We start from the raw sequence: 11203 nt of genomic DNA, 5'->3' as shown, positions 1-11203 counted from the left end.
GGCGGTGTGGGCTCCGAACACGATCCTGTTGCGCAACGTCTTGCCGCGCAGAGTAGCCGGCGTGAACAACCGGTTGAAGACCCGCCCAGACATGCACCGCTCCTTCAAAGCCTTGGCGGCGGCACCCGGGCGCCAGCGCTCGCAACCCAAGTCGCTCTTTGCCGGAAAGCCGACACCTCGGGGGTGCCGGCTTTGCCACGATCCTTGAAGCTAGGCGTCCAGCCAGACGTTCTGGAGATCCATTTCGAAGGTCTGGTGGACACCGTAGTTCTTCACCTTCTTGTTCGTATGGCTGTAGAGCTTCTGCCAGAACGGCTGGATGATGACGCCGGAGTCCTGCAGGATCTGCTCGACATCCTTCATCACCTCCTTGCGCTTGGCGACATCGATCAGCGAGAGCGCCTGCTTGAGCTTGGCGTCGAAATCGGGATTGGAATAAGCCGATTCGTTCCACGCCTCGCCGGTGCGGTAGCCCAGCGCCAGCACCTGGACGCCCAGCGGGCGCATGTACCAGATGGTCATCGAATAGGGATATTTCGTCCAATCGTTCCAGAAGGTGGAGCCCGGCAGCACGGTGCGCTTGACCTTGATGCCGGCGTCACGCAACTGGCCGGCGATCGCATCGCCGGTGTTCTTCTGCCAGTCGTCCTCGATGGTAATCAGTTCATGCTCGAAGTCGGCCTGACCAGCGTCCGCCATCAGCTTCTTGGCGCCGGCGGCATCGCGCTCCTTCTTGGGGAGCGGATAATATTCAGGATGGATCGGGCTGACATGGTGGTTCTCGCCGACCGTGCCGCGCCCATTATAGCCGAGCTGCAGCACCGCATTGTTGTCGACTGCCATCTGCAGGGCATTGCGAACGCGCTGGTCGTCATAAGGCTTGTGCGTGATGTTGGTGCGGGCAACCAGCGTGGTGGCGGTCGCGACCTCCGATTTCTGCAGCCCCATCTTGTCGAGAATGTCGATGAAGTCGGCGGGCGACTCGAAGTTGAGGTCGATTTCACCGGAATCGAATGCATTGACCGTAGCGTTGAAGTCGGTGCCGTAATCGATGAATTCGATCCCGTCGAGCGGCGCCTCGCCTCCCCACCATTTGCCGTTCTCGCGGCGCTTGACCACCGCCTTCTGGCCGACGTCGTAAGACACCAGCTCAAACGCTCCCGTGCCGATCGGCTTCTTGATCGGATCGGCGCCATCGGCGTCGAAATTGCGGTGCACGACGAGTGCCGGATAATCGGTGAAATTGGGTATCAGCGAAATGTCGGGCTCGCTGAGCTTCAGCTTGACCGTGTTGTCATCGACCTTGGTGATGGCGCCATCCCTGGCCTTGCCGGTCTTGGCATCGATCAGCGCACCGACGCGCGCCGCCATCGAGTTGCCGGCGACGCCCTTCTCGCACCAACGCGTCACATTGTGCACCACGTCATCGGCGTTGAAGGCATCGCCATTGTTCCAGGTGACGCCCTTGCGCACATGCAGCGTGTACTCGGTGGCGTCGTCGTTAATGTCCCAGCTTTCGAGCAACACGGGCTCGAAGGTAAACTGCTTGGTATAGCGCACCAGCGGCTCCAGCCAGGTCCGCGAGATGTTGGCCAGTTCCACCCAGTCGTAAGTGCGCGGATCCTTCTGCGCCTTGACCGACATCGAGACGTGCAGCGTCCCGCCCTTTTTCGGCTCCTCGGCCAAAACCTGTGTCGGCGCGGCAAGGCCGATCATGCCATAGGCAAATGCCGTTGATGCCCCAAGCGCGCTGGCCAGCGCCAGGAATTCGCGCCTGTCGACACGGCCTGCTTGCGCCTCCGCGGCCATCGCTTCGATAGCCTGCGGCACACGATCGCCGTTGCTTTTGAAAATCGTCATGTCCATTCCTCCCTTGTTGTTCCCGTCGGGTCTTTGCCCGTTCCCTCAACTAACGCTGTCGGGCAATTTTTCCTCGCGCCGCGCGATCAGATCCTTGAGACCATCGGCGATGCCCTCATCGAGTTTCGGCTCCTCATAATCGGCGAGCATGTTGCGCGCTTTCTCGCGGCCGCGCGTGTCATGGTCCTTTGCTCCCTCGGCCTTCCACTGTTCGAACGAATTGAAGTCCATGATACTGGGCATGAAGAACGCGGACTCGAAATGGTCGAGCGTGTGCTGGGTGCCGAGGAAATGGCCCTGCGGCCCCACCTCACGGATTGCCGCCATGGCCTCCTTGAAATCGTCGAACGGCAGCCCGCCCGCATATTTGTACCAGCCGACAAGCTGTTCGCAGTCGGTGGCGAATTTTGAATAGCCGCAGGTGAGACCCGCTTCCAGCCATCCTGCCGAGTGCCAGATATAATTGGCGCCGGAGAGAATGGCGGCATGCATCAGCATGTTCGCTTCGTAACCCGCCTGGGCGTCGTTGAGCTTCGAGCCGACATGGAAGCCGGACGTGCGCCACGGCAGTTTGTATTTCCGCGCCAGCGCACCCATCAGATACATCATCTGGGCGGCCTCCGGCGTGCCGCCCATGGGAGCGCCGGTCTTCATGTCGACCGTGACCATGAACTGGCCGTAGATCTGGGGCGAGCCCGGACGGATGAGCTGGGTGAAGGCGACGCCGGCAAGCGCCTCGGCATTGACCTGCGCGACCGCGCCGACGGCGGACGCCGAGGTCGAGGCGCCACAGAGCGCGAAGGGCGCCAGGATCAGCGGCTGGTTGTGGCGCGCATACACCCTCATGGCGTCCAGCATGGTGGCGTCCCAGACCAGCGGCGAATTACAGTTGGTGATGGCCACCAGCACCGGATTGTCGCGGACGAACTCCTCGCCGAACACGATGCCGGCCATCGCCATGGTATCTTCCGCCCGCTCCTTGGAGGTCACGATGCCCATGAACGGCTTGTCGGAATATTTCAGCGCCGAATGGATGATGTGCAGGTGCCGCTTGGGCACGGCAATTTCCATCGGCTCGCAGATGATCGAGCTCGACGAGTGCAGCGCCGGGGCCATGTAGGCGAGCTTGTGGAAATTATTGAGGTCGGCGAGCGTGCCGTAGCGCCTGTTGTTGTCGAGGTCGCGCACATAAGGCGCGCCATACATCGGCACGAAGATCGAATTCTTGCCTCCGACGCGCACGGTGCGCTCGGGATTGCGCGCGTTCAGCGTGAACTCGGAGGGAACCTTGGCGACGAGTTCCATCAGCAGCGCGCGATCGATGCGGACCCGCGTTTCCCGGACGTCGGCGCCGGCCGCCTTCCATAAGGCAATGGCCTCGTCGTCGCGGAATTCGCAGCCGACCTCTTCCAGGATCGAAAGCGACTCCTCATGGATCAGTTCCACCGCCTCGTCCGGAACCATCTGATAGACGGGAATCTGCCGTACCAGGGTCGGAAAGGAGGCAATTGGTGCGCTGCGGAGCGCCTTGCGCCCGAGACGGCCGCCGCCACGGCGGTGGGTCTGTTCGGTCAATTCAGCGGCCGGTGCGTTCATGGAGCCTCCATCCCTTCGATCCTGATCAACTTAGCGAGGGGAAATATAGATGTGACGCTGGAAAATCCTGATCTCTTGTATAAGCTGTGCTTATGCGAAGCCTGCGCCATCTATTGCCCTCCGCCGGCAGCCTGATCGTCTTCGAGGCGGCAGGCCGGTTGTCGAGTTTCACTGCCGCCGGGCGCGAGCTCGGCATGACCCAGGCCGCCGTTTCCTATGCGGTGCGCGGGCTGGAAGAACAGCTCGGCGCCCAGCTCTTCCAGCGCCGCCATCGCCAGGTGCTCCTGACGGAGGCCGGCGAGCGCTTCCATGCCGATGTGTCGCTCGGCCTGTCGCATATCCGCAAATCCGCGGAGGACCTTCGCCTGCAGGCGACCGGCGGCCATGTGACTTTAGCTGCCTCGACCGCCTTCGGCTCGTTCTGGATGATGCCGCGCCTGCAGCAGTTCCGCGACGAACTGCCGGGCGTCGATCTGCGCATCCAGACCGCCGATCGCGACCTCGACATCATCGCCGAGGGGATTCCGCTCGGGGTGCGCGGCGGCGTGCCGCGCGACTGGCCGGATTATCATTCGCTGTCGCTCTCGGACGAAGAGATCTTTCCGGTCGCCGGCCCCAGCTATCTGGCGAAATTCGGCAGGCCCGAGACCGTGGAACAACTAGCGACACACCGCCTCATTCATCTGGAGGAGCCATATCGCGAGGCCCCGAACTGGGACGAATGGTTCCAGTCGGCCGGAGCCAGTCTCCGCAATGCCGAGCGTGGCTTGCGCATCAATGATTATGCGATTGTGATCCAGGCCGTCATGGAAGGGCAAGGCATCGCGCTCGGCTGGCGCCACCTTGTCGAGCGGCTGCTGTCGACGGGGCTGCTTGTGCCGGTCACCGACCACGTTATGAAGACAGGCACGGCATTCTACGTCATCTGGCCGAAGAACCGCGAGCTCAGCGACAATGCGCGCAAGGTAAGGGATTGGCTGCTGGCGCAGGCGTGAAGTCGTTTCACCGTTTCGGCCGCAGTTCGCCCTCGCCCGCACGACACGAATCCGCCTATACTATCGTCATGCCCATCCGCCAGCTTTCCGAAACGATGATCAACCAGATCGCCGCCGGCGAAGTCATCGAGCGTCCGGCGAGCGTGGTCAAGGAACTGGTCGAGAACGCGCTCGATGCCGGTGCAAGCAAGGTAGAGGTCGTCACAGCGGGCGGCGGGCTGAACCTGATCCGAGTCACCGATGACGGCTTCGGCATTCCCGAACAGGAACTGGCGCTGGCCATCGCGCGCCATTGCACCTCCAAGCTCGCCGAGGATATCCATGACATCCGTTCGCTCGGCTTTCGCGGCGAAGCATTGCCGTCGATCGGCTCGGTGTCGCGACTGTCGATCCGCTCGCGCACCGCTTCGGGCGACAGCGCCGCCGAGATCGGCATCGACGGCGGCCGCGTCCTGCCGGTCAAGCCGGCGGCCGCCAATCGAGGCACCACGGTCGAGGTGCGCGACCTGTTCTTCGCCACGCCGGCGCGGCTGAAATTCATGAAAGGCGAACGCGCCGAGAGCTCGGCCATCAGCGACATCGTCAAGCGCATCGCCATCGCCTTCCCCACGGTGCGTTTCACGCTGGCCGGATCCGACCGCACGACGCTGGACCTGCCGGCGGCCGAGGACAGCGCGGACGGCAGCCTGCGTCGTGTCGCGCAGGTGATGGGCGCCGACTTTCCCGACAATTCCATTGCCATCGACGCGATGCGCGAAGGCGTGCATCTGACCGGCCATGTGTCGATCCCGTCCTTCACCCGCGCCAACGCGCTGCAGCAATATGCCTATGTCAATGGCAGGCCGGTGCGCGACAAGCTGATCGCCGGCGCCATTCGCGGCGCATTCGCCGATGTCCTGCCGCGCGACCGCCACGCCGTGACCGTGCTGTTTCTTTCGCTCGACCCGGCCATCGTCGACGTCAATGTCCATCCGGCCAAGGCCGATGTCCGCTTCCGTGATCCGGGTCTCGTGCGCGGGCTGATCGTCGGCGCAATCCGGCAGGCGTTGGCCGAGGCCGGCATCCGCTCCGCCACCACGGGTGCAGCCGGCATGATGGCTGCGTTCCGTCCGGGCGCCGCATCTTATGATCACGGTGGCCCGACAAATGGCCATCGCAGCTACGAAGCGGCTTTCCATGCGTCCGGCCCCACGGGCTTCGACCCTTCGCGCTCGCCGCAGCGGCCGCTCGACATGCAATTCGCAGGCGCAGGCTTTGAACGCGGCAACGCAAGAACCGGCGGCTTCGGCGAGAGCGACCAGGCGGCATTCGATGCCGGCCCGCTCGCCAGCGCCGATGCGCGTGCGGGGCAGAATGAGGCAACCGAGACGCTGCTCGGCGCGGTGCTGGGTGCGGCACGCGCCCAGGTGCACGAGAACTACATCGTCGCCCAGACCAGGGATTCACTCGTCATCGTCGACCAGCACGCGGCGCATGAACGGCTGGTTTACGAGGCGCTGAAGAACGCCCTCCACTCGCGGCCGGTGCCCTCGCAGATGCTGCTTCTGCCCGAGATCATCGACCTGCCGGAAGAGGACGCCGAGCGCCTCGCCATGCATTCCGAAACACTCGCCCGCTTCGGCCTCGGCATCGAGCGTTTCGGCCCGGGCGCGGTTGCCGTTCGCGAGACGCCGTCAATGCTGGGCGAAACCAATGTCGGTCAACTGGTGCGCGACCTCGCCGACGAAATCGCCGACAACGATACGGTCGAGACACTCAAGGAACGGCTGGACACGATCGCGGCCACCATGGCCTGCCACGGCTCGGTGCGCTCCGGCCGGCTGCTCAAGGCCGAGGAGATGAACGCGCTGCTGCGCCAGATGGAGGCGACCCCCGGCTCGGGCACCTGCAACCACGGCCGGCCGACCTATATCGAACTCAAGCTGGCGGACATCGAGCGGCTGTTCGGGCGGCGGTGAACCGGTTTCAACGGCCCAGTCCTCACTTGCTCTGCTGATATTTCCTTGTCCGTGAATTGAAGACGTAATCGACCGCGGTTCCGGCGCCGCCGCCTCGAAAATTCACGGAAATAATGTCCTTGCCTCGCTCCACCCATTTCTCGACGTTCATGTAGATGGTCGTCATCAGCATGCCGGCACTGCAAGCGTCGTCATCGGCGAAGGCAATTTCCTGGACAACCTTGCGGCTGCTCTTTTTGATGACCTGCATTTTTTCCATGCAAAGGCCGGCGCTGGTATTCGTGTAAACTCCCGAGAACCTGTCGGTGGCTGTCTGCGCCCAGAACGGAATCTCGACGGTGCCGTCGATCTTTCCCTCGCCGGTGTCATCCAGGCTCGCAATTTTCTTGAGGGTGACGGGATATCTATCCGTGCCCTTGCTCCAGCTTCCTGTCGCAACGCCTTCATTGAGGTCAAGGGAGAACGGGCACCTCGTGGTGTCGACAGGGGGTCTCGGTCCCTGCACCATTATCCGATAAAGCTCCTTATCGTCTGAAATCTCGCACAGTACGAACTTGGTACCGCTGACGATGCCATACAGCGCAATCGGGATTTGCTTGGCGTCGTAGAAGTAGCTTCCATCGACCCTTGGCGCGCTGCCCAAGCTGTCATATGTCTGTATGGAGAAATGGATAGGAGACGGCCCGAGGAAACCCTCGTAGTTTTCCACGTGATACCAACCCGCAACGGCTTTTGCGTTGAGCAGCAACAAGCAAACGACCGTTGAGATAAAACGTCTTCCCATCCCAACCTCGCTGCGCTCCGCGACGACACGCCAAGACCACGTGACAGTTGCCTTGCGTTGCGGCGGCCGTCAACTGGCGATGAAATCCGCGGTTCTTGATACGAGTCAGGGAAAGACCGCAACCTTTTGATTTAGCGTTTCAAATTCACCACGATAACGCCGCCGAGCGCCAGCGCGCCGCCGAGGATGCCGAGCAGCGTCGGCACTTCGCCCAGCCAGAAGAAGCCGATCAGCGCCGACATCGGCGAGACCAGGTACAAGAAGTTCGAAGCACGCGCCGCCGGCAGGCGCGACAGCGCGGTCGCCCAGGCCGCATAGGCGATCAGGCTTGGCACGATGCCGAGATAGATGACGGCGCCGAGGCCGGCGGTGTTGGCGACGGCGGCTTGCTGGAGAGCGGCGGGCAGGAAGGGCGCCAGGCAGAGCGCGCCGAGCACCATGTTGGACGCCGCGATGGTCAGCGGATGATGGCGGGCAAACAGCGGCTTCTGGACGATGGTGTTGACGGCCGAGCAGAGTGCCGAGCCGAGCACCAGCAGCGCGCCGGCATTGAAATGCAGGCCATGCCCGTCGGCGATGGCAATGATGCCGATGCCGGCGAAGGAAATGACCGTACCGATCCAGGCTATGCCGGAGAAACGCTCGCCAAGCAGCGCCATCGCCATGATGGCAGTGAAGATAGGGCTGACATTGATGATGAAGCCGGCGGCTCCAGCCGAGACGGTCAGTTCGCCGAAATTGAGCATCGCGGTGTAGAGCGCGACGAAGATGGCGCCGCCGAAGGCGAGGCGCCACAAATCACCGATCCGGGGCAGTGCCGGGCGCTTGACGGCAAGGTAGATCGCCGCCGGCACGGCGGCGATAGCAAAGCGCAGGGCGCCAAGCTCCAGCGGCTGGAAGGTGGCGAGTCCGGCACGGATCGCCGGGAAGGCGGAAGCCCAGCCGATCACCGTCAGCGCCACGGCGATGGCGGCCGTGGTGTCCATCCGCTGTGTCGAATTCAACGTGCCTGTCGTCGTGCTCATCTCTGTGCCCTCGGAATCTTCGAGTTTCGAGAGCAGAAAACGCCTTTCCGGGTCGATTGACAAACGACCAAATCGAGGGTCACCTGTGAGCATGGATCACAGCTCGAACACTATGCTGCCGCTGGAGACATTGCGCGCCTTCGACGCCGCGGCGCGCACGGGAAGCTTTTCGGCCGCCGCCGAAAAGCTCAACCTTACCCATGGCGCCGTCAGCCGGCAGATCGCCAAGCTCGAGGACTGGCTTGGTCTGAAGGTGTTCGAACGTGGCGCGCGCGGCGTGACGCTGACCAACGAAGGCAATCGCCTGCATCTCAGGACCACCGAAGCTTTCGCCCTGATCTCGGTCGATTCGGACCGCTGGGTGGAGCCGCGTGGCACCGCGGTGGTGCGTCTGGCCTCCATTCCATCGGTGAGCGGCCTATGGCTGATGCCGCGCATGGCAACGCTGGAAAACGACCCTACCCGCCTGCGCATCGTGCTCGACGTCGACAACCGTCAGGCCGATCTCGCCGACGAAGGCATCGATCTTTCGGTCCGCTGCGGTCGCGGCCGCATCCCGGGCCGCGTCTCGGTGCAACTGTTCGAGGAACATCTCTTCCCGATCGCCTCGCCAGACCTTGCACGGGAGATCGGCGGTGGTGACCCGGCCCGGCTGCTCAAATTCCCGCTGATCAACGATTCCGACGCGTCGGGCTGGCGTGCCTGGTTCGCCGCGCAGGACGTGGACTACCGGCCGCGCCCGCAGGACCGCCGCTTTGAGGACTACAATCTGGTACTCGATGCAGCAGCCCATGGCCTCGGCATCGCGCTGGCCCGGCCGCCGCTCACCGAGCACCAGATAGAATCGGGGCGCCTCGTCGCCGTCGACGATCGCACCACGCTCAATCCGGTTTCCTACTGGCTGGATCGTCCGGTCGGCCGGCCGCGCGCGGCCGCCGCCGATCTCGCCAGGCGCATTGCCGAACAGGCCGGGCTTGCTTCGGCAAGGCTGGAAGCTTTCCTGCAGGATGACGATTAGGCTCGAAGGCATCCGGCCATCGCCGGCCCGCTTTCAGGACATATGTACTTCAGTGCAATTCCCCAGGGGAAAATGCGTGGCGGCTCCCTGTCGGAAATCGCGTGAACCCTGCCTAACGGAACAGCAAGAGCACGATCATGGTGGTCACGGCCGAGACGATGGCCGTCACGATCGATATGGTCCACAGCGACAACGGAGCTGGCTCGGATCGTGGCGCATGGCCAGCCGGACGGATGGAGGCGCCGCGCGGTTGCGGCGCGTTGGCATTGGCCGCGACCAGGACCGCCGCGGAAGCGACGGCCGGCGAAAATGTGGACAGGGCCGGCGCCAGTTTGGGTGTGCTGTCGGTGGCCGTTGTCTGCGACGGCGCGAAGCCGCGCGAAGCCTGATCGGTATCCGCCCCTGCCCCACCCGCCGAGGCTCGGGCCGGTGCATGGTGGACGGCGTCAGGTTCCATGACGGCCCGGTAAGCATCCTCGATCTCGGAGGACGACAGGCGTTGCGAGGTTTGAGCGGCCGGTCGCGGCAGCGAACTCTGCAGCACCTGGGTGGCGAACTGCGCCGATTGCACCATAGCGGGCGCCGGCGGCTGGACGAGCTCCTTGACCAGCGCCGCGGTCGCCGGATCGGCCTTGGGCGAAGGAACCGGCTGGGGCGTGAGCGCTTCTTTCAGCAAAGACGGCACGCTTGCATTGGCGATGTCCATGGCGCTTCCTGACAACCATTGTGCCATAGGGCAATATTACATGAGCATTGCGCCAAGCTTGACCTTGCCGACGATTTATGGCGATTGAATCCCGATGAACTCAAGTGCCATTGCATGATGAACCGTTTCGAAGGCCCCGGCGGCAAGGAAGCCCGCATCCGCTACCTCGATGGCGATTTCCAGGTCACCAGCCCCGGCTCGTTCGTGCGCTGCGCGGTGACGGGCGAAAACATCCCATTGGACGAGCTGAAATATTGGAGCGTCGCCAGGCAGGAGCCTTATGTGAACGCCACTGCCTCGCTGCGCCGCGAAATCGAGATGCACCCGGAGTTGCGCAAACGGGGCTAGCCTTTCAGCTTGCGCTGCCGCCAGGCATCGAGCGTCTCCTCGATGATGCGTTCGGGCACGTGATCAAGCTCGAACACGGTGTCGATTTCCAGCACGTCAAGACGGTCGAGAAAATCCCGCGGGGCGCCGTGGCGCAACCGGGCGGCGTCCTTGGCGGTGGTGATCAGCCCTAGGCCTTCGGTCCGCGCCGTCGCGGCCAGTTCGGCGAGCTCGTCCTCCGCGTAGAAGTGATGATCCGGAAAGGGCCTGGACAGGATCACTTCGCCGCCGGCCTCGCGCACCGTGTCGAAGAACTTTTCGGGATGACCGATACCGGCAAAGGCCAGAAACCGCTTTCCAGCAAGCCCGGCCTTGCTGCTCGGCTCGGTGTGGGCCTCGAAGATCGGCCGGCCGGCACGCGCTGCCCGGCGGACCACGGCATCGGCAGCGGTGCCCTCGCCCATCTTGAGCAGCCCGCTGGTGAAGACCAGCTGGTCGACGATCTTGGCCCTGAGAGGACCGCCCGGGATGACGCGGCCATTGCCGATCCCGTAACGGGCATCGACGACGACCAGCGCATAATCGATATGGATGCGCGCGCTCTGGAAGCCGTCGTCCATGATCAGGAAATCGCAGCCGTGTTTTTCCAGCAGCAGCCGGGCGCCGGCGGCTCGATTGGGCGTCACCGCCACCGGAGCATGTTCGGCCAGCAGCAGCGGTTCGTCGCCGACATGTCTGGCGCTGTCATGGCTGATATCGACGACATGCGGCTCGGCAAAGGAGCCGCCATGGCCGCGCGACAGGAAACCGGGCTTCAGCTGCATGCGCCTGGCCTGTTGGGCGAGCGCGATCGCCACCGGCGTCTTGCCGGTGCCGCCAACGGTGAAATTGCCGACGCACAAAACCGGCGCGTCGATCTTCTCGCGCCGGGCCC

General features: G+C 63.6%; 10 protein-coding genes. 4 read left to right on the top strand and 6 right to left on the bottom strand.

The genetic code is table 11. The features are described 5' to 3' along the window. Window positions 1–210: 210 nt before the first annotated feature. Both EOA36_RS14540 and EOA36_RS14535 read right to left on the bottom strand, forming a co-directional pair. Entirely contained in the window at window positions 211–1860 is a 1650-nt protein-coding gene (locus EOA36_RS14540) for an ABC transporter substrate-binding protein (RefSeq protein ID WP_127278233.1), read from the bottom strand. Window positions 1861–1905: 45 nt separating this feature from the next. Beyond that, window positions 1906–3456, bottom strand: a complete 1551-nt coding sequence (locus tag EOA36_RS14535; RefSeq protein ID WP_127278232.1) for a trimethylamine methyltransferase family protein — start codon at window positions 3454–3456, stop codon at window positions 1906–1908. Window positions 3457–3548: 92 nt separating this feature from the next. On the opposite strand from EOA36_RS14535, the gene EOA36_RS14530 reads away from it, so the two are divergent. Both EOA36_RS14530 and mutL read left to right on the top strand, forming a co-directional pair. Next, the gene (locus tag EOA36_RS14530; RefSeq protein ID WP_127278231.1) at window positions 3549–4451 is read left to right on the top strand and encodes a LysR substrate-binding domain-containing protein; all 903 of its coding nucleotides are present in this window, start codon (window positions 3549–3551) and stop codon (window positions 4449–4451) included. 68 nt (window positions 4452–4519) lie between these two features. Then, on the top strand, window positions 4520–6409 hold the full coding sequence (gene mutL / locus EOA36_RS14525) for a DNA mismatch repair endonuclease MutL (RefSeq protein ID WP_127278230.1): 1890 nt from the start codon (window positions 4520–4522) through the stop codon (window positions 6407–6409). 22 nt (window positions 6410–6431) lie between these two features. Here the strand turns inward: mutL and EOA36_RS14520 are convergent, their stop codons facing one another. Continuing rightward, window positions 6432–7160: a hypothetical protein gene (locus EOA36_RS14520; RefSeq protein WP_145969172.1), complete on the bottom strand. Its 729-nt coding sequence runs from the start codon at window positions 7158–7160 to the stop codon at window positions 6432–6434. A 164-nt stretch (window positions 7161–7324) separates the two neighbouring features. After that, on the bottom strand, window positions 7325–8218 hold the full coding sequence (locus EOA36_RS14515; RefSeq protein ID WP_127278228.1) for a DMT family transporter: 894 nt from the start codon (window positions 8216–8218) through the stop codon (window positions 7325–7327). 91 nt (window positions 8219–8309) lie between these two features. Between EOA36_RS14515 and EOA36_RS14510 the strand changes: the two genes are divergently transcribed. Next, a complete protein-coding gene (locus EOA36_RS14510; protein WP_127278227.1) occupies window positions 8310–9236 on the top strand; it encodes a LysR substrate-binding domain-containing protein in 927 nt (308 codons plus the stop codon). Window positions 9237–9348: 112 nt separating this feature from the next. On the opposite strand, the gene EOA36_RS14505 is transcribed toward EOA36_RS14510, so the two are convergent. After that, entirely contained in the window at window positions 9349–9942 is a 594-nt protein-coding gene (locus tag EOA36_RS14505; protein ID WP_127278226.1) for a hypothetical protein, read from the bottom strand. Window positions 9943–10056: 114 nt separating this feature from the next. Here EOA36_RS14505 and EOA36_RS14500 point away from each other — a divergent pair, with 114 nt between their 5' ends. Continuing rightward, window positions 10057–10290, top strand: coding sequence for a DUF2093 domain-containing protein (locus EOA36_RS14500; RefSeq protein WP_127278225.1), 234 nt, complete (start codon window positions 10057–10059; stop codon window positions 10288–10290). On the opposite strand, the gene lpxK is transcribed toward EOA36_RS14500, so the two are convergent. Continuing rightward, a partial coding sequence (gene lpxK / locus EOA36_RS14495) for a tetraacyldisaccharide 4'-kinase (protein WP_127278224.1) occupies window positions 10287–11203 on the bottom strand: 917 nt, incomplete at its 5' end. The genes EOA36_RS14500 and lpxK overlap by 4 nt on opposite strands.

Source organism: Mesorhizobium sp. M8A.F.Ca.ET.021.01.1.1 (assembly GCF_003998025.1).
In the GTDB taxonomy this organism is placed as follows: domain Bacteria; phylum Pseudomonadota; class Alphaproteobacteria; order Rhizobiales; family Rhizobiaceae; genus Mesorhizobium.
Note: the sequence above shows the minus strand (reverse complement) of the source record. Positions and strands in the feature narration are given on the sequence as shown.

Coding starts and splice junctions, on each gene's coding strand:
- EOA36_RS14540 (WP_127278233.1), bottom strand. CDS start 1,860: ATGACGATTTTCAAAAGCAACGGCGATCGTGTGCCGCAGGCTATCGAA.
- EOA36_RS14515 (WP_127278228.1), bottom strand. CDS start 8,218: ATGAGCACGACGACAGGCACGTTGAATTCGACACAGCGGATGGACACC.
- EOA36_RS14510 (WP_127278227.1), top strand. CDS start 8,310: ATGGATCACAGCTCGAACACTATGCTGCCGCTGGAGACATTGCGCGCC.
- EOA36_RS14535 (WP_127278232.1), bottom strand. CDS start 3,456: ATGAACGCACCGGCCGCTGAATTGACCGAACAGACCCACCGCCGTGGC.
- EOA36_RS14505 (WP_127278226.1), bottom strand. CDS start 9,942: ATGGACATCGCCAATGCAAGCGTGCCGTCTTTGCTGAAAGAAGCGCTC.
- EOA36_RS14530 (WP_127278231.1), top strand. CDS start 3,549: ATGCGAAGCCTGCGCCATCTATTGCCCTCCGCCGGCAGCCTGATCGTC.
- EOA36_RS14500 (WP_127278225.1), top strand. CDS start 10,057: ATGATGAACCGTTTCGAAGGCCCCGGCGGCAAGGAAGCCCGCATCCGC.
- mutL (WP_127278230.1), top strand. CDS start 4,520: ATGCCCATCCGCCAGCTTTCCGAAACGATGATCAACCAGATCGCCGCC.